At 42.1% G+C, this 22331-nt stretch carries 21 protein-coding genes and 2 pseudogenes; 10 read left to right on the forward strand and 13 right to left on the reverse strand.

The window, feature by feature from the left end:
• Positions 1 to 30: 30 nt before the first annotated feature.
• From AB6C75_RS18945 to AB6C75_RS18980, 8 genes and pseudogenes are all read right to left on the reverse strand, one after another.
• Positions 31 to 933, reverse strand: a complete 903-nt coding sequence (locus tag AB6C75_RS18945) for a type II secretion system F family protein (RefSeq protein WP_372108690.1) — start codon at positions 931 to 933, stop codon at positions 31 to 33.
• Position 934: 1 nt separating this feature from the next.
• Positions 935 to 2206 carry a CpaF family protein gene (locus tag AB6C75_RS18950; RefSeq protein WP_372108692.1) on the reverse strand — a complete coding sequence of 424 codons (1272 nt, stop codon included), beginning with the start codon at positions 2204 to 2206 and terminating at the stop codon, positions 935 to 937.
• Positions 2203 to 3438, reverse strand: coding sequence for a CpaE family protein (locus AB6C75_RS18955; RefSeq protein WP_371695065.1), 1236 nt, complete (start codon positions 3436 to 3438; stop codon positions 2203 to 2205). Before AB6C75_RS18955 ends, AB6C75_RS18950 begins: the two co-directional genes overlap by 4 nt.
• The gene (locus AB6C75_RS18960; RefSeq protein WP_372108694.1) at positions 3438 to 3917 is read right to left on the reverse strand and encodes a hypothetical protein; all 480 of its coding nucleotides are present in this window, start codon (positions 3915 to 3917) and stop codon (positions 3438 to 3440) included. The genes AB6C75_RS18955 and AB6C75_RS18960 overlap by 1 nt, the downstream gene beginning before the upstream one ends.
• Positions 3914 to 5146, reverse strand: a pseudogene (locus AB6C75_RS18965) (type II and III secretion system protein family protein); the annotation flags it as partial. The gene AB6C75_RS18960 and the pseudogene AB6C75_RS18965, both read right to left, overlap by 4 nt.
• A pseudogene (gene cpaB, locus AB6C75_RS18970) lies at positions 5141 to 5950 on the reverse strand (Flp pilus assembly protein CpaB); the annotation flags it as partial. The pseudogenes AB6C75_RS18965 and cpaB, both read right to left, overlap by 6 nt.
• Positions 5951 to 5971: 21 nt before the next feature.
• Entirely contained in the window at positions 5972 to 6424 is a 453-nt protein-coding gene (locus tag AB6C75_RS18975; RefSeq protein ID WP_372108696.1) for a prepilin peptidase, read from the reverse strand.
• A 146-nt stretch (positions 6425 to 6570) separates the two neighbouring features.
• On the reverse strand, positions 6571 to 6777 hold the full coding sequence (locus AB6C75_RS18980) for a Flp family type IVb pilin (protein WP_372108698.1): 207 nt from the start codon (positions 6775 to 6777) through the stop codon (positions 6571 to 6573).
• A 380-nt stretch (positions 6778 to 7157) separates the two neighbouring features.
• On the opposite strand from AB6C75_RS18980, the gene AB6C75_RS18985 reads away from it, so the two are divergent.
• Positions 7158 to 8051 (forward strand): LysR family transcriptional regulator, encoded by an 894-nt coding sequence (locus tag AB6C75_RS18985; protein WP_372108700.1) that lies wholly within the window; start codon positions 7158 to 7160, stop codon positions 8049 to 8051.
• An 803-nt stretch (positions 8052 to 8854) separates the two neighbouring features.
• On the opposite strand, the gene AB6C75_RS18990 is transcribed toward AB6C75_RS18985, so the two are convergent.
• Positions 8855 to 9763: a S1 RNA-binding domain-containing protein gene (locus tag AB6C75_RS18990; RefSeq protein WP_181949841.1), complete on the reverse strand. Its 909-nt coding sequence runs from the start codon at positions 9761 to 9763 to the stop codon at positions 8855 to 8857.
• Between the two features lie 28 nt (positions 9764 to 9791).
• Between AB6C75_RS18990 and AB6C75_RS18995 the strand changes: the two genes are divergently transcribed.
• Positions 9792 to 11147 carry a hypothetical protein gene (locus tag AB6C75_RS18995; protein ID WP_012603874.1) on the forward strand — a complete coding sequence of 452 codons (1356 nt, stop codon included), beginning with the start codon at positions 9792 to 9794 and terminating at the stop codon, positions 11145 to 11147.
• A gap of 119 nt (positions 11148 to 11266) precedes the next feature.
• On the opposite strand, the gene AB6C75_RS19000 is transcribed toward AB6C75_RS18995, so the two are convergent.
• Together AB6C75_RS19000 and AB6C75_RS19005 are read right to left on the reverse strand one after the other, a co-directional pair.
• Positions 11267 to 11752 carry a PaaI family thioesterase gene (locus AB6C75_RS19000; RefSeq protein ID WP_017101198.1) on the reverse strand — a complete coding sequence of 162 codons (486 nt, stop codon included), beginning with the start codon at positions 11750 to 11752 and terminating at the stop codon, positions 11267 to 11269.
• A gap of 176 nt (positions 11753 to 11928) precedes the next feature.
• Complete coding sequence (locus tag AB6C75_RS19005; protein ID WP_065678346.1) at positions 11929 to 12816, reverse strand: putative PEP-binding protein; 888 nt, start codon at positions 12814 to 12816, stop codon at positions 11929 to 11931.
• Between the two features lie 207 nt (positions 12817 to 13023).
• On the opposite strand from AB6C75_RS19005, the gene AB6C75_RS19010 reads away from it, so the two are divergent.
• Together AB6C75_RS19010 and AB6C75_RS19015 are read left to right on the forward strand one after the other, a co-directional pair.
• A complete protein-coding gene (locus tag AB6C75_RS19010; RefSeq protein ID WP_372108703.1) occupies positions 13024 to 14082 on the forward strand; it encodes a 3-deoxy-7-phosphoheptulonate synthase in 1059 nt (352 codons plus the stop codon).
• Between the two features lie 12 nt (positions 14083 to 14094).
• Entirely contained in the window at positions 14095 to 14577 is a 483-nt protein-coding gene (locus tag AB6C75_RS19015) for a YajQ family cyclic di-GMP-binding protein (RefSeq protein ID WP_004733632.1), read from the forward strand.
• 188 nt (positions 14578 to 14765) lie between these two features.
• Here the strand turns inward: AB6C75_RS19015 and AB6C75_RS19020 are convergent, their stop codons facing one another.
• Positions 14766 to 15707, reverse strand: coding sequence for a bifunctional precorrin-2 dehydrogenase/sirohydrochlorin ferrochelatase (locus AB6C75_RS19020; RefSeq protein ID WP_017101273.1), 942 nt, complete (start codon positions 15705 to 15707; stop codon positions 14766 to 14768).
• Positions 15708 to 16187: 480 nt separating this feature from the next.
• Between AB6C75_RS19020 and AB6C75_RS19025 the strand changes: the two genes are divergently transcribed.
• The 6 genes from AB6C75_RS19025 (at position 16188) to AB6C75_RS19050 (ending at position 21848) form a co-directional block, all read left to right on the forward strand.
• Positions 16188 to 17216 (forward strand): amino acid ABC transporter substrate-binding protein, encoded by a 1029-nt coding sequence (locus tag AB6C75_RS19025; RefSeq protein WP_004733634.1) that lies wholly within the window; start codon positions 16188 to 16190, stop codon positions 17214 to 17216.
• 71 nt (positions 17217 to 17287) lie between these two features.
• Positions 17288 to 18493 (forward strand): amino acid ABC transporter permease, encoded by a 1206-nt coding sequence (locus AB6C75_RS19030; RefSeq protein ID WP_009846641.1) that lies wholly within the window; start codon positions 17288 to 17290, stop codon positions 18491 to 18493.
• A 1-nt stretch (position 18494) separates the two neighbouring features.
• Positions 18495 to 19592, forward strand: a complete 1098-nt coding sequence (locus tag AB6C75_RS19035) for an amino acid ABC transporter permease (protein ID WP_009846640.1) — start codon at positions 18495 to 18497, stop codon at positions 19590 to 19592.
• Positions 19593 to 19614: 22 nt separating this feature from the next.
• On the forward strand, positions 19615 to 20379 hold the full coding sequence (locus AB6C75_RS19040; RefSeq protein WP_009846639.1) for an amino acid ABC transporter ATP-binding protein: 765 nt from the start codon (positions 19615 to 19617) through the stop codon (positions 20377 to 20379).
• Between the two features lie 314 nt (positions 20380 to 20693).
• A complete protein-coding gene (locus tag AB6C75_RS19045; protein ID WP_012603870.1) occupies positions 20694 to 21359 on the forward strand; it encodes a Bax inhibitor-1/YccA family protein in 666 nt (221 codons plus the stop codon).
• A 159-nt stretch (positions 21360 to 21518) separates the two neighbouring features.
• Positions 21519 to 21848 (forward strand): TusE/DsrC/DsvC family sulfur relay protein, encoded by a 330-nt coding sequence (locus AB6C75_RS19050; RefSeq protein WP_029223000.1) that lies wholly within the window; start codon positions 21519 to 21521, stop codon positions 21846 to 21848.
• A gap of 54 nt (positions 21849 to 21902) precedes the next feature.
• Here the strand turns inward: AB6C75_RS19050 and yccX are convergent, their stop codons facing one another.
• A complete protein-coding gene (gene yccX, locus AB6C75_RS19055) occupies positions 21903 to 22193 on the reverse strand; it encodes an acylphosphatase (RefSeq protein WP_017103467.1) in 291 nt (96 codons plus the stop codon).
• Positions 22194 to 22331 lie beyond the last annotated feature (138 nt).

Below are 22331 nucleotides of genomic sequence, written 5' to 3' on the forward strand. Positions count from 1 at the left end.
TAACTCTTTACCATGCTGTTCAAAAAACACTCACGAAAGATCAACACGCCCTAATAGCCAAACAATAAATAAACCCAAAAGCTCACTACCCAGCACGTAAAACAGTACAACTCTTCCCTCTGGATGGTAGAGAACAAAATTCACATTCTCGGGATTGATGTAGTTGAGAATAACCATAAAAATCAATGGAATAGATGCTACGACTTTGGCAGAAACTCGAGCTTCCGAAGTCATCGCCATTTTCTTTTTCTCTAATGTTCGAGAGTCTACCAACACTCTAATCAGCCGTGCCATCACCCCTTTGAGCTGCCCACCTCGAGCGATATTTGCCCGGATCGTCACGGTAAAGAATAGAAACTCTGGATAAGGGTAGTTTTTGCACGATCGTTGAAGCACCACTTCTGGTGACTCGCCCAACTTAAGTCGGTCGCCCATGAGCTTAAATTCACGGCCTATCTGGTTGTGCATAACATCACCGACATAACTGATGGCTTGCATTAAGCTGTCACCTGCAGTCACCGCACTCATTAAAATGTTCAACGCATCTGGGAATGTATTCTCAAATTCACGACGTCTTTTTGTAGCTAGGATCCGATAACCACATAAGTTAAATACAATAAATAAGCCCAGCACCAACCACGTATTGGAGATTGATAGTAGCTCAACAACGATGTACCAAGAAGCGATGATGCAGCCCAAAATATATAGCGTGATATACAGAGAAGAACGTGGGCCCAACACCATTAGCGTGGGTGAAATGGACTCTTTGAACTTTTGTAAGTTATGTTTACGTACCAATGACTTCACGTTAATGGCATTTACATTTTCAGCTTCTACTTCTTCAATATTAAAAAACTGATTAACTTTTTTTACCTTTGAATCTCTGACTAAAATCAGCACAACCGCAAAAAGGATCAACGAAAGCCAAAGCATGCTACGCCCCCTTAAACGATGCTTTAAGCTCTTCATAGAGCCCAAAGAACTGCGCTTTTTTCACCAACTCAGATCGTTGCATAATACCGTCGGTGACGAATTCGCCTTTGACTGATTCGCCATAGTGGGCATCGTCATAACGAAAACGATAGATCTCTTCCATCACCACACTGTCACCTTCTAGGCCGACGATTTCAGAGATGCTTGTAATTTTACGAGACCCATCGCGTAACCTGTTAACCTGAACAATCATTTGAACTGCACTCACAATTGTTCTGCGGATAGCACTAAGAGGCTGGTTTAAGTTAGCCATCATGACCACCGACTCCACTCGAGCAATCGCATCACGTGGAGTGTTAGCGTGCAATGTCGACATCGACCCATCGTGCCCCGTGTTCATGGCTTGTAGCATTTCAAACGCTTCAGAACCACGACACTCACCAAGAATAATACGGTCTGGACGCATACGAAGTGCGTTGATCACCAACTCACGCTGCGTTACCGCTCCGGTTTGCTCAACACTTGAGGTTCGCGTTTCCAGTCTAACTAAATTGGGTTGTTGCAAACGCAGTTCGGCAGCATCTTCAATAGTGACGATACGTTCATCATCGGCGATATATTGAGACAATGCGTTGAGCAGTGTAGTTTTACCTGAGCCTGTACCACCAGAAATCAACACATTAATACGGCAACGAGAAGCAATCATCAGCACTCTCGCCATGTCTGGAGACATCGAGCCAAAGCCAATCAAATCTTCAAAGCCGATATTCTGCTCTCTGAACTTACGGATAGAGATCGATGTGCCATCCAACGCGATTGGGGGAATCACTATGTTCACACGGCTGCCATCTTCTAATCTGGCGTCAACCGTCGGAGAAAGTTCATCTACACGTCTCCCGACACGTGACGCAATCCGCTTGGCAATGGCTAGCAACTGCTCTTCATTCACAAACGATACTTCAGATTTTTGCACCTTGCCGTGTCGTTCAAAAAAGATGTTGTTGGGCCCATTCACCATGATGTCGGAAATGGACTGGTCTTCTACCAAAGGTTGCAAAGGCCCCAAACCAAACAGTTCATCGATCAGGCTTTTTACCAACCCCGACTTCATCATTGAAGTAATCGGTCTTTGATAGCTATTCGCCAATAGATCAACAGCTGCTTGTATCTGAGATTCAAGATCTCGTCGGCTCATTTTCTGAACCGCCTCTGCATCTAAGGCTTCGAATATCTGGCCACGAAACGCGAGGTATAAATCTTTGTTAGAACTCATTTAACACGCACCTTTTTAAACCAAGAGTTCATTCTCTTCTGGTCCATAGGCTGACCATTAATCAGTTTCACAAGTTGTTCCATAGAACGACTTATGTGGCGATCATGCTTATGGCCACGTTTTCCATCGATAATAATGTGTGCCAATGCTTTGCAATAATCGATTTCGAGGTCAACTTCAGCGCCTAAATACTTCGCAAGATCGGGGCTTTGTAAGACGTAAGCGTTTTCAGGGCGGTGATAGTTCACCACAGTAATGACGCGAGTGCGCGACGATAACGTGAGTTGTAAGTTGGACACCTTCTCAAACAGTCTTTTTGCACTTCTAACTGAAGAGACAGATGCGTCGAACACCAATACAACCACATCAAAGTTTTCTACCAATAGTTGAGGCTCTACCTTGAAATCCACACCACCAGAAAAGTCTTCAATAATGAAATTGGCATTACGCGCTAACAGTTCACATAAGGTTTGGTTGTAATTAAGAACATCGTTTTGGCTCATATCGCCATCAATCGCCAACAGACGTAAATTTTTGCGAGCATTGATTAAATAGCTCAACGCCCCTTCGTCATCCATTTCATGCAATGGCGCTGTGAATTCATCAATGGTTCGCGGCTTAAAGTCTTTGAGCCCAAGCAATACATCAATATTAGTATCCGCATATTGATGATCGACGAGAATCGTGTCTGAGCCTTGCGTCGATAATAGTGAGCCCAACTCAGTTGTGATAAACGACGCACCTACGCCACCTTTGGCACCAACAATCGCAACGCGCTTTGCTTTTCGTTTCTCGCTCACACCAGAGAAAGTTTTAAGGTTCTTGCTCACGTGGTTTAAGAAATCAGCAAATTCCTGTTTATTCACTGGCCAGAAAACGTAATAGAAGCCCATGTCCTTGAGAGAACGAAGTGTAGAAATGGCATCTTCTTTACCAATCACCACCACCCCTTTATGTGTGGGCACAGTGCTAGCAAAAGACTTTGCGTCTTCAACAACATTGCTTGACTCATTAAGCTCAAGAATCACAATTTGGCTACTTTGTTGCTCTGTCAGTTTGGTTAAACCGGCTTTAACGCATGCAAGATCATTCCATCCTTCAAATCGAAAAACTTCTTGAACTAGGTCTAAACACTCTTGAGATTGATAAAACAGAGTACATCCGGCAAAACCTGGCGTTCCGGTCTGAACTGGCTTGGCCTTTGTTGTTAATGCTTTAGTCAAGTCAAACATTATTGCTCTCCTACCAAACGAGACTTGTAAGCTACTTGCTTCAAACGCATCGACTCAGCAAAGCAGTCTGGCTGCCTCAACCGAACATGAATCTGGGCTGGTGCGCATTTTTGAGTCTTCAAGCGCGTTAAAGTCACCTGAATTTTTAAGTCACTCGGTAATAACTTAACGCTTCGATATAAGACTCTTTGCGGCGCTATGACATGTGATGGATACTCCTCGAAGATCGCCTGTAACATTGCTTTGCTACGTATTGATTTGTAATCCACGGCATAGGTTGCTTCTTTGTCCATTAATTCAATATTTTGAATTAAAGCGGTAATTTGCTTAGTCGTTTCATCTCGATTTTTCATAGCAAACTCAAAACTGTGCTGCTCTTTGTAGACCAAGGCTTCAGCGCCTTGACCGACAAAGTATTGCTCGGAAGCACAACCCAAAAGTGACAAGTTAAACAACGCCATTATTAGTAATTTTTTCATTGAATGAACCCTCCTTGCGACAATAGACGAATCGTTGCATCAGAAGACGTCACCGCCTTGCCATCCCATCTAATGTTTAACCAACGCGCCAATGTAGAGGTCTTCTTAATATAAGGCAGCTGAATGTCTTTGGGTTTCATCGGCTCAACAAGATTCACGGTGGCAACAATGATCAACTCAGTTCGTTTTCTCTCAGTGGTGGCTTTTCGGAATGCCGCGCCGAGTACGGGTATGTCACCAATGAAAGGAATTTTTTGCATTTTTTCCAAATCAGCACTACTCATTAAGCCACCAAGGACGAAGCTATCACCATCCGCTAGCTCAACGGTTGTCAAAGCACGTCGAGAAGCCAGTTGCGGAACTTTGATTCCTGCTGCTTCTACATAACCTTCGACTTCGCTCACCTCTGGGGCTAATTGCATTCGGATTCTATCTTGGCTAAGTACTTTTGCCGTAAGGTCAAGTTTGATGCCGAACTCTTTGAAAGATATGTTCACGTTACTATTAGAAGTTACAATAACGGGCACTTCCCCTCCTACAAGGAAGCTGGCAGACTCACCCGATAGCACGGTTAAGTTGGGTTCAGCCAGAACCTCCGCAATTTTATCATTACCTAACGCTGTGATCAGGGTACTAAGATTTGCTGCATCAAATTGATCAAACACAAATTCGCCAACACTTGAACCGACTGTACTCCAATCAACGCCAACAGTTTGCCCAAATGATTCAGATACTTGAGCCACCGATATCTTAACGTTCACTTGCTGGGTCGTTGCGACCTCTATACGCTCTATGATCCCTTCCCATGTCATATTTCGGGCAAAAACCATGCTTTCGGGTTCTTCATAATTTGCGTGGTCGGATTTAAACTCCAGTTTCACTGTTTTGTCCCATTTCTCTGTTTTTTCTCGTCCAAGCAGAGTGGCAACCAAACGATAGATGTCGTCACGAGTCGCTTCGGAATCAACAAGGCCACTAACGGCAACTTGTTCTCCTACGGACTGAACCTTGACTTTGGCATCAGGGAAATGAAATTTGAGTTGGCGTCTAATATCAGTTAAATCTAAATCGACAATAATGCGATCTGAAAGCAGAACATCGTCATCAATGCCATAGACAATTAATCGCGATTGACCAATACCATTGCCGAACACAACAAGTGTGTTGTCATTGATTATTTTATAATCGACGATATCAGGGTTATTAATAAACACTTGACCGATCGGGTTATTTTCGTTACCACGTAACTCAGCAATCCCCGTATAGTTATCGATAATATTGCGCACCTCAGCAAACTCAGGTTGTGTATAGGTTTGAGTTCGGTAAATTTCGATATGCATAGTTCGTTGTGCCAGCGCAAGTTTTGGTAACTCGTCGGGACTAACTTCGATGACCACCGTCGTCAGTCCATCCTCTTTACTAGGAGCGCGAGCGGTAATAGAACTGTCGCCAGTTTCGTCATTTCCAATATTGAGTACTTTGACGTTTTTAAGGAACATTGAAGCCTTTACTCCTCTAAAGCGTTTCGGCTTATCAATATTTCCGGCTAAGTTATCATTTGGAGAACTCACAGTGAGGATATCGATGGACGTTCCAGGGCGGATGTAATCGTTAATGAGGTTTGTATCACTCACTTGAAGTGGGTATAACGTCATGCCTTCCGTGACCAAAAGATCGATGTATCCGGGCTGGTCAGGCATCACTTGATATTCAGGCAGTACAACCTCACCAGCGTTAAGGTCGCGATTTAGCAAAATGGAGGGGGCAAAGCTGATTTGTGCGTCTTCTCTGACACCAAGCGTTAATGCTTCACTAAGAGGAAGTTGTTGTTTAACGACACCTTGTGCATCGACCGCACGCCCTTTTCCATAAGGTTCCGTGGTCACCCAAACGGCAACATGCTCTTCGTTCTTTTCTTCCACCATTTCAGCGGTCGTTGTTGGTTGAGGTTCACTCTTCAACAAATCGACAACGCCTAGCACACCAACTATTACGGCAGCTATGGCAACAAGTAATACCAGTCGAGATCTCATAATGTTCTCATTCTTGGAGGGTTATATATGTGGCGTGTTTTGAGTTAAAATCACCAAGTAAAATCCAATGCTAATCGCTATCCCATATGGAATGCCTTGCATATCGTTCAACATGCTTGTTGTTAGCTTTTTACTTATCAGCTTGTTCTTTACGACATAAATCACGGATAAAAACCCGCCAGCAAAAGCCGTCATAACAAACGCCCAATGTAAATCGTTGACAGGTATGGTAAGTGATAGAGCTGCGGCATATTTAATATCACCGGCTCCAATCCAAATCAGGGCATAAACTATCAGCCCTCCGCCTAACACCAGTAAAAAACTTATACTCTGAATGTCTAACGGTGATAGAAAACATTGCAAAAAGATCAATATCAACAATGCGTGATTTTGTATCTTGCGAAACAAAAAATCAGTAACCGATACATAGACACACAAGATTGCCAAAATCAGTAAATAGACTTCAAAACTCAAAATTAGAAATATTACCTAAGTTATATGGATTGGCATAAGCGCATGTCTTAATTGATATTCACAATTAATAGAGCCAGACCAATGGAAACATAGATCTGGCACAAATATCTTTCGATATGAACTACATTAGCCAATGAGGCTTGATGTTAGGTGCTAGCCTTTGTGATAGCGTTACCTACTTCTTTAAACGCTCCTTCTAGTTTGCCAATAAAACCAGTTGTGTCTACTGCTGCTGTTACTAATACAGCCATTGCTACTGCAATAAGACCATATTCAATTGCAGTTACACCGCGCTCATCGTTCTTGAATTGTGATAAAAACATGCTTGTTTTAACGTATAGCTTAGTAATCATTATTTATTCCTATTTAAGGGGTGTTTAAAATTCGCCATCATTATATTTAGCACCACCAATCTAAGGAAAATACCCTCTATCGATTAAACCTATAGGTCGTCCAAAAAACAACCAAAAACATCTCACATCACAAAACAGACAAAAATAAACAATTAAAAAACAACAACTTAAAACAACACGGGTATTAGTAGTGGAAATTTAAATTAAATTTACAAAGACAAAAAATGTGACACACATCACAAATGCATTGTATTACTATTAGATATAACCCATTTAAAGATTTACAATTATTTATTATGAAACTCATTGAGATTAAATTATCATCACGTTATTGTTCTCCAAATAAATATGATTTTTCAGTATCAGGGGTTAGTCGAATCATGAAACTACAGTTCGAAAATATTGTTTCGTTCATAGCGGTAGTCGAAGAAGGTTCATTTAGCTCTGCTGCTCGTAAGCTTAAAAAGTCTCAGTCAACAGTTAGCACGGCTGTGCAAAATCTTGAATCCGATTTAGGTTTTGATGTATTTAATAGACAACATTCTAAAGTTTGGCTAACGGAAAAAGGAGAGCGATTTTTCAAATTATCCTTACCCGTTCTAACGAAATACCGAGAGTTAATAACAATCTCACAACAAATGAATATATCAGACCGAATAGTTTATCGAGTTGGTATAGACCCATTAGTGTTTAATAATCATGTAAAGAGGACACTATTAGCATTTTCGGAAGCATTCCCTAATGTCGATCTATCCGTTGTAACTAAGCCAAGCTTTGTTTTAGGAAACTATATAAATGGAGGAAAGATAGACCTAGCGTTAGGTAACCCCTATCACAAGACAAATAACGACTTCAATATAGAGGAGTTATTTCACGTCAACTATTGGTGGGTAGCTTGCGAAGAGCTAGTATCTTTTAAATCGGAGCTATCATCGAAGCGGATTTTATTAATGGATGGTTGTGAGGATCTTATTAACCTATCAAACATTACCTCTTACAATTTATGGCGACTGGATGATTTAGGTACCATTATTGATCTTTGCACAGCTCAAAAAGGTATTGCTTTTCTGTCAGAATTTCTTATTGAAGACAATATAAAAGCAAGTAAACTGAAGATGATTACAGGTCACCCCGATCTATTTGGTAAACGAGTTACTGCATCCCTTTTCTGGCAAATACATTCTGATTTTAGTTTGTTTAATAAATGGATTAAAAACGAACTAAAAACGAGTACAAGTTATAACAAAGCATTTACCGCTGATTTAGTTCAATAATGTATTGAAAAAGTCATGAATATCACACTCCGCCGTCCTATCCAGCTTTGAGTGTGATTTTTCAATGCAGATATTCATTAAAAAATAATCGCCAATAGAAGCAAAATACATAGAACAATGTCACACATGCCAGTTAACATGTGCGTCACAATTTAATTGTAATATTTCACTACCTAGCTATTCATAAATTTTTAGTCAACCTAAATACAAGCTAACCTTGTGAACTTGTTCTGGAACTTAATAGTCTTTAGATTATCACCAAGTTTGGAACAAAACCTCTTAAACTATGAACGCAGAAAAGTCCGCTACAGGTAAGATCGTGAACGTTTTTAGCATCAAAACAACGATCGATTTAGCTGTGAGAACATGCTCTATTTTTCGGGCAGAGCACCATACGCATCAATCACTTTATAGAATATATTTATGCAATTGCTGACCAATGATAAGGGGGGGAGGGAGTGAAACTAACAGACCTGACTCCGATAGAATATCAACCTCAGATCTTGAAAGCCGCTTAATAGAAATGCCCAACTTTACGGGATTACTTCAGTTAATGTTTTTTTGGGGTGGGCTATCCTACCGGTCATGTAACTCTGTGTGCGAGCGCTTGTAAATCAACGACTAATTATACAAACATCAATTCAAGTCACTATTTCAAATAAGAAAAATCGCACTTTAGGAAATCTAAACTAGACTTCAATCTAATAGTCAAAAGATTGAAACGATTAGCGTAGACTCTTCGGAGCCCTTTCCCCTAAGCCCAAACAGGAAGGTTTGGGCTTTTTTTTGACCGAAAGGATCGCTTATTTAACTAAGCTGATACCTTCTTTGTCGATAGTGATCTTGCCAGATTTGTACAAACCACCAATTGTCTTCTTGAACGTACCTTTGCTGGTTCTGAATGCAGAGAAAATAGCATCAGGAGAAGACTTATCATTCAAAGGCAGGTAACCGCCTTTCTTCTCAAGCAGGTCAAGAACCTTAGTGCTTAGGTCATCCATCTTAGCGACACCAACTTTCTGAAGAGACAAATCAATCTTACCGTCTTCTTCACGAACGTTTTTAATATAGCCTTTTAGTGTTTTACCAATGAACAGCTTACCGATGATGTCAGATGGGAAAATCATACCCCAGTGTTCACCGTTCACGATCGCTTTGTAACCAAGTTGGCTACGCTCAGCGATAATGAGATCGACTTGCTCATTTTGCTTATAAGTCGCAGGCGTGTTGTCTAACCATTTATTGAACTTCGTTGTACCAACGATACGGCTCGATGCTTTATCGATATACACATATACTAAGATTGACTGGCCTTCGTTTAAACGGCCGCGCTGCTCGCTGAAAGGAACAAGAAGGTCCTTACCTTTCACGCCCCAGCTCATGAATGCACCAGTGCTGTTAACACCTTCAACCGTCATCAAGCCAAACTGCCCTACTTGAGCGATTGGTTTTTCAGTTGTGGCAGCGATCTGGTTGTCAGAATCAATGTATAAGAAAACATCTAGCTTTTGACCAATTTCAACACCTTCAGGAGTAAATCGTTTCGGCAGCAACACCGTTCCATAGTCGCTCGCGTCAAGGAATACACCGAAGTCTGCTTGTTTTACTACTTCTAGGTTGTTTATTTGACCAATATTAATCATCAAGATTGTCTCTACTTTAAATTTGGCGGTGATTATACGTGATCTCTGATATGCTTTCGCTAGTTTCATTCATATTTTTATATTCTAGGAGACATCGTTGATCACCGTTGATAAACAAGATGCGATAACACTTAAAATTAACCATGCGATGGCGAAGACCAAAAAGCTCGATATGGACGTTTATCTATTCATTCCCGGTGAACTCGGACTGACTCCTGAAGTACTTTCTGAAAGTGCCTTCTTTTACAGTTCAATTACTCAAAAGCGTGCTTACTACAGTGATAAGACACTATTACCATTGGTACACAGTCGCTTGGCAAAACGCGGACGCTTATCGACGACACAGTATCGTGTGAGTTTGAGTTTGTTCGCCTATCAATACGTGATTGCTTTAGATAAAGCAGTGAGCAGCTTGAATAAGACAGATAGTGACGACGTAACGGCTGATGACGTCGATGAAGTCATCGAACTGGCTTTGGATATCCTCAAGAAGCTTCGTCGTAGTATTCCTTATGAAGAAAACCTAAAGCGCTATTATGCCAATATTGATAATTACCTTTCTTGGTACACGGAGCAAAAGTTCTTATCTTTGGTATCACATATGCCACGTGGCAGTGAATACTCGACGATAAAAGAGCGACTCTTGACGCTTTGTGAAAAAGAGACCGCCCATCGAAAACTTAATCGCTATAACTCAGCGAAGGTACGAGAAGACGTAACGCGTTTGAGCAACAAGATGCGACTGTTACGACGCTTGATCGAACACCCTATCGTCCTCAAAGAAAAGACGACATCAATGGGTAAGAACGTGAAGAGAGCCGTTAAAGGCATCGCCACAGGCTTGGTCATGGTGGTAGTTACCACAACCGTTATATTAGCTCGCGACTTTCTTGGAGAGATTACCGCATCTTTCATCGTATCGATGTCATTCATTTACGCTTTGCGTGAAATCTTCAAAGATGATTTAAGAGACATACTGTGGCGCTGGCTGCGTAAAGGCAAACCTAAGTGGAAGCGTCGCTACTTTGATCCAACAACCAATAAATCTGTCGGCCATAAGCTTGAATGGTTGGACTACGCGAATTTTTCTAAGTTAGCAGACCGTATTCAATCAATACGCAAGAAACGTGTTGTTCAACGTGAAGAGCAAATTTTGCACTATCGTTCGCATACAGAAATGTCGACATCGACATTCATGAGTGGTTACGAAGAGACTCGTGAAACGGTATCGATCAGCCTCAGAGCACTGACACGCTTAATGGACAAGGGTTCGAATAACGTATATCGCATGAATGAAGGGCAAGTAAGCCGAGAATCAGTAGAAAAACGCCACCTGCTCAACCTGATCATTAAAGAGAACAATCACGATGATGAGCCTACCTATTACCGCTGGAAAATAGTCATGAACCGTTCAAAAATCGTTGATATCGAGCAAATCACTCAAGAATCATAACGTTGTTAGGATGTGCGGTACGGTATGTGGGTATTCAATTCACATACCGCTCCTCCACTTGTTCAACGACTTCTGTCGAACTATGATCTTCAGATTCAGCCCAACCTTACACTTCCGAGCTATGATCTAGCTGGGACTTTCTTAATCGAAAGTGTTAGCGTGAATTCCGCCATTGGTTCGTCGCCATGCAAAGACGGGCAAGTCGCTATGATGGTCACTGGTTGATTCACACGCTCGCCAGTAGACATGGTTTCTGCCAACATAGTGTTGATCAGCTCACCATCGTTACAAGTGAAGTGTACGTCACCTTCTGGACGCTTCAAGAAATTACCTGTCACCTCTTTAAATGCCAAAGAAATCTTTTCGCCCTGCTGCTGAGATTTACTCATAGCAAGGAAACCACCTGCTACGTCAGCTCCCACAGCTAACACACCAAAATACATACTATTGAGGTGGTTCTTAGTTCGCCTTTTGAGAGGAATTTTCACTTCAACATGTTGATTATCCAGCGCGAGCAGTTTTGGTCGACATAGCCAGATCAGAGGTACTTTGAAAAAGCCAAACATGCTCAAGTAGAAATTTGCTTTTTGTAGAGGGGTCAGCATTCGGATTACCTAGTCAAATAAGTCATCAGACCAGTTAATCGATTAGCGATGTACATGTCAAAAAAATGTTACAAAAAAGAGATATCATCGCATAATGATATCTCCATTTTTCTCTAAGCTTTAGTGACTTAGATAAACTCAAACAGCAAGTTGATTTATCTAAACAATAAGCTGGTTTATGCAGTGATGACTGTTTCTACACCTTCGAGATCCGCAATGAACCCTTGTAAGCGCGGGTAGTCCACCAAGCCTTGAGTCACAAGCAGGACGGGCTTCTTTGCGTTCAGCGTTGCTTTAACAATCATACTCAACAAGGTAATAACCGCCTCGTTTTGAGGATCAAAAGCGTGTTGCTGAGCTTCATTGTGCTTGTCTACACCTAAAGTGAAAGACGCTAAGCTATCAACGTTCACCACAACACCATCGAAGTAATGAAGTAACCTTTCGCTTAGTAGCACAGCAGACGGCACATCGCACGAGAACAGAACTTTCAAGCCATTAAGCCCGCGTGGTAAGCCTTGCTCTGCAAGCAAATCAATAATCTTAGCGGCATCGCTTAATGCTCGTACATACGGTACAACCACTTCAACGTTATTACCCTGCTCTCGCAGCACTTTAATAACCTGACACTCTAAAGCGAAAGCCTTGCTGTACTCGGCTGTCGCATAACGCGCAACCCCACGAACACCTAGTGCCGGGTTTATCTCTTCGGCTTCACAGCTACCACCAAGTAGCGAACGGAAGCCATAGCTATCAGCACTACTTAACGCAATACGAACAGTGGCGTGGTTTGGCTGAACGGCTGCTTGAATGGCAATAACCAAGGTCGAAACAAAATGCTCATCGACTGTTTTATCGCCAAGGATCGCATCTAAAGAGGTTTTTTCGATATCAGTCAGTGTTTCTAAATGACTTTCAATACTTGGATGATAGAAGACACGATCCATGACCAATTCAGATAATGAAACGTATAAATGGTTGGAATTATTATTATCGTTGTAAGAAGGCAGCACATCACCTAAGACAAGTTCTGGGTGCAAAGTGCTTTGATTTTCTTGAGTCATTGCTGCTCCAGCATTTTTATGTTGTGTTCAAACGAAAATACCGATAGCTGCCTGTTAATACAAGTGAAAATCCCCCATTTGACGTTGGCCTGCTGATAAAAATGAGAATATTAGCAATAACAGAGATAACTTTGACTTAAGAGAGTTTATTCCTCTGTTCAATTCCGTTATCTTAACCACTTCGCAATAGAATAAAAAAGCTATCACATGCCATTAAAAACTGATGAGTTGAGAACCCAAGCTCTGGGTCCTATGCCAACTCCTGCCGAACTAGGCAATGCACACCCTATTACTGACGACGTTGCTGAGCGCATTAAGAATTCTCGCCGCCAAATCGAAGATATCCTAACGGGTCGTGATAATCGCCTATTAGTTATCGTTGGTCCTTGCTCTGTTCACGATACAGATGCGGCACTTGATTACGCTGAACGTCTAAGCCAGATTCAAGATCAATACAAAGACGAACTGTTCGTTGTAATGAGAACCTACTTCGAGAAGCCTCGTACTGTTGTAGGTTGGAAGGGTTTGATTACCGATCCGAACCTCGATGGTTCATACGCACTTGAAACAGGCTTGAATAAAGCACGTAAGCTATTGCTAGATATCAACAAGCTTGGCCTAGCTACCGCGACTGAATTCCTTGATATGATCACCGGCCAGTACATTGCAGACCTTATCACTTGGGGCGCAATTGGTGCTCGCACGACTGAATCTCAGATTCACCGTGAAATGGCTTCTGCACTGTCTTGCCCAGTTGGCTTCAAAAATGCAACTAACGGCAACATCAAAATTGCCATTGATGCGATTCGCGCTGCGCATGCTTCACACTACTTCTACTCTCCAGATAAGAACGGCCGCATGACGGTTTACCGTGCTTCTGGTAACCCATACGGTCACGTAATTCTACGTGGTGGCGATAAAGGTCCTAACTTCGATGCTGAATCTGTGGATAACGCATGTAAGCAGTTGGCTGAATTCGATCTGCCTCAACGTTTAGTTGTAGACTTTAGCCACGCTAACTGTCAAAAACAGCACCGTAAGCAGCTAGAAGTAGCGCAAGACATTTGTGAACAAATCAAATCTAACAAGAATCAAATTGCAGGCATCATGGCGGAAAGCTTCATTGTTGAAGGTAACCAACCAATGACAGATATCAACAACCTAGAATACGGCAAGTCTATTACTGACCCATGCCTAAGCTGGGAAGATACTGCGACAATGCTCGATATGCTTGCAACAGCAATTAAAGATAGAAACTTAGCTTAAGGAAACAACACAATGCCATCATTTGACATTATCTCTGAAGTAGAAGCAGTAGAACTGCGTAACGCGGTAGACAACGCAAACCGTGAACTATCGACTCGTTTCGATTTTCGTGGCGTTGAAGCTAGCTTTGATTACAAAGATGAATCAGTAAAATTGACTGCTCAAGACGATTTTCAACTGAAGCAAATGCGCGATATCCTTCGTAGCAACCTAACAAAACGTAATGTTGATCCTAACGCGATGGAAGCGAAAGCAGCAGACCAAACAGGTCGCACTTGGCACCAAACGGTTATCTTTAAGCAAGGTATCGAAACGGATGTTGCTAAGAAGATCGTTAAGCTAATCAAAGACAACAAAGTTAAAGTTCAAGCTTCTATCCAAGGCGACAAAGTTCGTGTAACGGGTAAAAAGCGTGATGACCTACAAGCTGTTATGGCTCTAGTTCGCAGCGGTGAACTTGGTCAACCTTTCCAGTTTGACAACTTCCGCGACTAATTTTCGAGTTTGAGCGACTGCTTATTGTGGTTGCTCATTCATCAGCACAATGTCGTGTTTAAAATCGCAAAAAGCCACTTCTTTTAGGAAGTGGCTTTTTATTTATCGGTCAGTCTTATTCAGGGTCTCTAGCCGATTTGCAAACAACTAAAAAGCGCTCACTTCAACTAAAATCTATCAACTACCACTCAACTGAGCACTTTTGCAGCAGACAGTTTCAGGTCTTTGCCAACCAATAGATTAAACTCTACGCTTGCTGGTGGAATAAATACACACACTCGCAATTTCTCTGCTCTGGCTTGCTCAAGCTTGGTTGATAGCTCTCCGCTATTAACATAGCTCTCTCTTTCTGCATCTCGACGGCATAAGTCTATAAATTCGAATGGACAATCGATTGGTGAAAGTACTAGCTCTGCCTCTTGCATCAGACGTAAAGCCTTCATAGAAAGTAGCTCAACATCTTCTTCAAATTCGATCCAAGTGACCTGCCCTTCACTATCAACTTGCTCAGTCAACGACTGTTGATAGTACGATTCAAGTTGATCCCTATCCGTCACTTGATTAATAAAACTGGACGACAAAAAGCGCTCCCAGAATTTTCGGCGTTCATCAACAGTAGGAAAGGACTCTTTAATTGAATTGCGTTTTGATGCACCGAAGTCCGCTATCAAACCTATGTTCTGTGGCAATACAGTTTCGAGTTTTTCTCTAATATTTCTCACCAAAACAGGTGATGCTCCCCCACTTGAGATCGCTATTTGGATTCGTCCGCGATTTATCATTGAGGGTGTGATGAAGTCACAATAGGGTAAGTCATCGACCACATTGACAAGAATACCCATTTTTTTTGCATCATTATGTACTTGATGATTTAGGTTTGGGTTATCTGTAGTTGCCCACACTTGTAAGTAGTTTTTCGAGATAAGCTGTGACGAGTAAAAATTTTGAACCCAACGAAGTTTGTCTTCATCGGCTAGCTCTTTTAAGTAAGGTGCGACCTTAGGAGAAACCAAAGTTACATTAGCACCCGCTCGCAGCAAACTGTCGACTTTTCGGCAAGCAACCTCGCCCCCACCAACCACTAGAATTGGCTTATTCTCTACATCCAAAAACATTGGGAAATAACGCATGTTCTTCCTTGAGACTACTTCAATAACTATTCAGACATGCTACCAAATTTGGAGCATATTCATAACTATCCAAGCGTAATAAAAATATTTATTGACCAAATTTCCACCTTTCTCAAGGCTAATCCGCCATCAATGCGACTTTAATTCAGAATATTTACCTAGCCCACCATCAATATAAAAACCTAAATCTCGTTGCACCAACAGTGTGAACCGTTGCACTATTTACATTCAGTTAACATTTGGTCATTCTAATTGTGTTCGGATTTGTGATTTCATTCAAAATTCTTTTTAAATTATACATTTGTGAAACTACGGATCCTTTCCTAACCTTATAAACAGTTGTTTAAATCGCACACGGTTTCATTTGCAAAATGCAACTCGCTTAATTTGAGCAACAAGGTCATAGACAACGCAACACACAAGAGACACTCAAACGAGTATGAGTATCAGGTGTCACCTGGTTAACAAGGAAGGATACAAATGACAAATAAACTAACACTTCTTGCTTCAGTAGTAGCTGCATCAACTGCGATGATGGCAACATCAGCATCAGCGGCAGAAAGCACTCTGGACAAAGTCACATCCCAAGGTTTTCTAACTTGTGGTGTAAGTACAGGTCTTCCAGGGTTCTCTAACCCTAACTCAAAAGGTGAATGGGAAGGAATTGATGTTGAGTATTGTCAAGCTCTTGCAGCGGCTGTACTCGGTGACAAGACTAAAGTTAAGTATGTACCGCTAACAGCAAAAGAGCGTTTTACCGCGCTTCAATCTGGTGAAATAGACGTACTATCTCGTAACACAACATGGACGCTACATCGTGACACTGCTCTAGGTTTGAACTTCGTAGGCGTTAACTACTACGATGGTCAAGGCTTCATGGTTAAGAAAGAACTTGGACTAACAAGCGCTCAAGAACTAGATGGCGCTTCAGTGTGTGTTCAATCAGGTACAACGACTGAACTTAACCTAGCCGATTACTTCCGTAACAGTGGCATGTCTTACAAGCCAGTGGTATTTGATACGGCAGCACAAACATCAAAAGGTTTCGACGCGGGTCGTTGTGATGTTCTTACAACTGACCAATCTGGTCTATATGCTCTTCGCCTAAATCTAGCTGATCCTAAATCTGCACAGGTACTTCCTGAAATCATCTCTAAAGAGCCACTAGGCCCTGTTGTTCGTCAAGATGATGACAAGTGGTTCAACGTTGCTAAATGGACCCTTTCTGCAATGATTAACGCAGAAGAGTACGGCATCTCTTCTAAGAATGCTGACGAAATGCTTAAGTCAAAAGATCCAAACATCAAGCGTATTCTTGGTGTTGACGGTCCTAAAGGTAAAGGCCTTGGCATTCGTGACGATTGGGGTTACCAAGTCATTAAACAAGTTGGTAACTACGGTGAGAGCTTCGAACGTACTGTTGGTACAGGTTCACCACTACAGATCTCTCGTGGCGTAAACGCACTATGGAATGCGGGCGGCTTTATGTACGCTCCACCAATCCGTTAATAAATTTACAAGCATCAATTAGGGCGGACTTTTCCGCCCTATTTATTAAATGGATTTGAGGTTATAGCAGTATGAAACCTAATGAAACTATTTCTCCAACTCAAGAAAAACCACAGCCCAAAAGTGCCAACCTTTTTTACAACCCCACTTTTCGCTCAATTGTTTTCCAAATTCTCGCCGTCGCGGCGCTTTGTGCTTTCTTTTACACGATTGTAAATAATGCACTCACAAACTTAGACTCCCGTGGTATCGCCACTGGTTTTGATTTTCTCTCCCAAGAAGCTGGTTTTGGTATCGGCTTAACACTGATTGAATACGACGAAACATTCTCATACGGTCGTACATTCTTTATAGGTCTTCTCAATACCGCTTTAGTTTCAGTATTAGGCATCATGTTAGCCACAGTACTGGGCTTTAGTATGGGTATCGCTAGGCTATCTTCAAACTGGCTAGTTAGCCGATTTGCAGCTGTCTATATTGAGATATTCCGAAATATTCCTCTTCTTCTACAAATATTTTTTTGGTATTTCGCCGTTCTACAAGCATTGCCTTCCGCTCGTCAGAGTATGAGCCTTGGTGAAGCTATTTTCTTGAATGTACGTGGTTTGTACTTCCCAGCTCCAGTGTTAGAACAAGGCAGTAGCATTGTCATCGCATCATTGATTGTCGGTATCATCGCTACTTTTGTTATCAACATCTGGGCTAATAACAAACAAAAGCTAACCGGCCAACAAACACCAATGTTGCGAATTGCTGCAGCGCTGATTGTGGGCTTACCATTAGTCACTTACTTTGTTATGGGTATGCCTATCTCTGCGGAGTACCCTGTTCTGAAAGGGTTTAACTTCAAAGGTGGTATCAGCATCATTCCTGAATTGGCAGCATTGATGCTCGCTTTAAGTATCTACACAGCAGCATTCATCGCCGAGATTGTGCGTTCAGGTATTAATGCGGTAAACCATGGGCAAACAGAGGCTGCTATGTCTCTAGGGCTCCCGCGAACAAGAACTCTTAAGCTAGTCATTATTCCGCAAGCATTAAGAATTATTATCCCACCACTAACCAGTCAGTATTTAAACCTGACCAAAAACTCATCACTTGCGATGGCCATTGGTTATCCCGATCTTGTCTCTGTCTTTGCAGGAACAACATTGAACCAAACTGGACAAGCTATCGAAGTAATCGCGATGACAATGGGCGTCTACCTAACTCTAAGCCTATTAACATCTGCTCTAATGAACATTTACAACCGCAAAGTAGCGTTGGTGGAGAGATAAGATGAGTACACATCAATTTCAACCTGATCTTCCGCCTCCAGCGAATACTGTTGGACCTGTCGGTTGGTTAAGAAAAAATCTATTTAATGGACCAATTAACAGTGTCGTCACTGTGGTGCTTGCTTACTTTGCTTTCACTTTATTATGGGCAATAGCTGATTGGGCATTCTTGAGCGCTGATTGGATAGGAACAACACGCGATGCCTGTACTAGCGAAGGCGCTTGTTGGGTTTTCATTAGCGTCCGTTGGGACCAATTCATGTACGGCTTCTACCCAGAAGCGGAACTGTGGCGTCCTCGCTTTTTCTACGCAACATTAGCTATTTTTGTTGCTTTGTTAGCTTACGAAAAAACACCTAAGCGTACGTGGATTTGGTTATTTTTTGTAAACATCTACCCGTTTATCATTGCAGGCTTACTATACGGTGGTGTATTTGGTCTAGAGGTTGTTGATACCCATAAATGGGGCGGCCTACTGGTTACACTGATCATCGCACTTGTTGGTATCGTTGTATCACTACCTATCGGTGTCGCACTGGCGCTAGGGCGTCGTTCAGAGATGCCAATCATCCGCAGTATGTGTACCGTTTACATCGAAATCTGGCGTGGTGTTCCGTTAATTACGGTTCTATTCATGGCCTCGGTAATGCTTCCGCTCTTTTTATCAGAGGGGATGGAGACCGATAAACTGATACGTGCGCTTGTCGGGGTAGTACTGTTTAGTGCTGCTTATATGGCGGAAGTAATCCGTGGTGGTTTGCAAGCAATACCAAAAGGTCAATACGAAGCCGCTGACGCTCTAGGGTTGAGCTATTGGAAAAAAACGGGGCTTATCATTCTGCCTCAAGCTCTTAAAATCACGATTCCTTCAATTGTGAATACCTTTATTGGTTTGTTCAAAGATACCAGTCTAGTTTTGATTATCGGTATGTTTGATGTACTAGGGATTGGCCAAGCCGCGAATACCGACCCTGAGTGGCTTGGGTATTCAACAGAAAGTTATGTATTTGTCGCGTTAGTGTTCTGGGTGTTTTGTTTTGGCATGTCGAGATACTCGATTTGGCTAGAAAACAGACTTCACACCGGTCACAAACGATAATTAACAAGATCAAGGACGTATTATGACGCAGCAAACAGAAAACAACTCTCAAGGTCTTATGATCGAGTTAAAAGACATGAACAAGTGGTACGGCGAATTCCACGTACTTAAAAACATCAATCTAGAGGTTAAGAAAGGCGAAAAAATCGTTATCTGTGGCCCTTCTGGCTCAGGAAAATCAACGATGATCCGTTGTATCAACCGATTGGAAGAACACCAAAAGGGTCATATCTTCGTTTCAGGTAATGAATTGACAGAAGACCTAAAAAACATTGAAGCCGTGCGCCGAGATGTTGGTATGTGTTTTCAACACTTCAACTTGTTTCCACATCTGACGGTATTAGAGAACTGTACTCTAGCCCCTATTTGGGTCAAAAAGATGCCGAAAGAGGAAGCCGAAGCCATCGCAATGAAGTTCCTTGAGCGTGTAAAAATACCAGAGCAAGCGGATAAATTCCCAGGCCAGCTGTCAGGTGGTCAACAACAACGTGTGGCAATTGCTCGTTCTTTGTGTATGAACCCTCAGGTTATGCTATTTGATGAGCCAACATCGGCACTCGACCCAGAAATGGTTCGTGAAGTATTAGACGTAATGGTCGAATTAGCCGAAGAAGGCATGACAATGTTGTGTGTAACGCACGAGATGGGCTTTGCTAAAGAGGTCGCGGATCGCGTTATCTTTATGGATGCCGGTGAAATCATAGAAGAGAACAACCCTGTCGACTTCTTTGAAAACCCACAATCGGATAGGACGCAGAACTTCTTGAGCCAAATCTTGCACCATTAATGTGTTATGATGCATAAACTACAGAGGCGGCTTAGGTCGCCTCTTTATTTTTCGATGTTCTTTTTATTTTTCGATGTTATCGTTCGTTTTCCAAAGGTTATAAATCATTAGCCAGTAACTATAAAAGTTTGAACATCGAGTGTTAGCGGCACTTTATACGTCATTAGAAATACTTTGTTACACCTTCAGAAACACTTAACCGACTATTTTGATTATTATTTTAGGTATACAAGAGGAATGAAAGACTTGATTTTTCGAACTTTCAGCCCCATAAATGTACTAATAACTATTGAAGTCACCTTACGAGGAAGATTATGAACAGCCCTATGTTTTCACGCACAGCATCTCAAGAAAGTGCTCTGCAAACCAATAAAGTGTTGCGTAACACCTACGCACTACTGTCTATGACACTACTTTGGTCTGCTGTAGTAGCAGGCGTATCTATGGCGATGAACCTTCCTCGCCCTGGTCTTATCATTATGCTAGTTGGTTTCTACGGTCTTCTATTCCTAACAGAAAAGAACCGTGACAACAGCATGGGTCTAGTCTTCACATTCCTATTTACAGGTTTCTTAGGCTACACCATCGGTCCAATCTTAAACATGTACGTTGGCGCAGGCATGGGTGATGTCATCCTAACTGCACTTGGCGGTACTGCACTGGCATTTATGGCTGCATCTGCTTACGCCCTAACAACTAAACGTGACCTTTCATTCCTTAACGGCATGCTAATGGCTGGTTTCGTTGTTCTGCTAGTCGGCATGGTTGCAAACATCTTCCTACAAATGCCACTACTATCACTGGCAATGAGCGGTATGTTTATCCTATTCTCGACTGGTGTAATCTTGCTAACAACGCAAAGCATCATTCGTGGTGGTGAAACGAACTACATCTCTGCAACGATTAGCTTGTATGTTTCTATCTACAACATCTTCATCAGCCTACTAAGCATCTTAGGCATTATGGGTAACGACGACTAATCGCTTCCATCACTGAATCATATCTAGCCCAAGAGCCTATCTCTTGGGCTTTTTTTATCCATAAGTGCAATATTTTTTGAGATAGCTACAATTTCTATTGAGAAAGATAAACTTGGTCATGTACCCTATCCAGATAGTTAATTGGACTCTGGATTAAACATGTTTGAATATAACGGCAAGCAAATCGAAACCGACACTCAAGGTTATCTGTTGGATTACACTCAATGGGAAGAAGGTATGATTGAAATTCTTGCTCAAGATGAGGAAATTGAACTTACTGATGCACACTTAGAAGTCGTACATTTTGTAAGGAGCTTTTACGAAGAGTTCAACACCTCACCAGCGGTTCGCATGCTCGTTAAAGCAATGGAAAAAGCGCACGGCCCAGAAAAAGGCAACAGTAAGTACCTTTTCAAATTATTCAAAAAAGGCCCTGCCAAACAAGCAACCAAGCTCGCCGGTTTACCTAAACCAGCAAAATGCTTGTAGAACTAAAATAGCGCTAGGTTGATCTCAACGTAAAAAGTTAAATACTGTAGTGTCCTACAGTATTTTAAACTCCCCTACACGTACGTCCTGCCGCCGCTCATTGTGTTTAACTTGATGCACTTCTACGTTGTCCACTGTTGCGCTCGGTGGTCCAAGATTAAGCCAAGCGTGTAACTTCTCAAGTTTCAGCACCTCTCCGACCGCTAACACTTCAACTCGACCATCATTTAGGTTCTTTGCATAGCCGGAAATGCCCAAATCCAGCGCCTGCCTACTGGTGTGATAACGAAATCCAACACACTGAACTACGCCTGACACGACAAAAATATACTGCAGAGTTTCCATAACGTTGCCTCATAAATTATATGGATGATATAGTTGCGATTCTATTCATTCACCATTTATTGGTGGGCTTACTTCGAGTATTACAGTTAAATGACCTCCGGCGGAGCCGGAGGCTTATTGGGTGACGCCCTCTAAGGG

It is taken from the genome of Vibrio sp. 10N.237.312.B06, assembly GCF_041464685.1.
Taxonomy (GTDB): Bacteria; Pseudomonadota; Gammaproteobacteria; order Enterobacterales; family Vibrionaceae; genus Vibrio; species Vibrio tasmaniensis_A.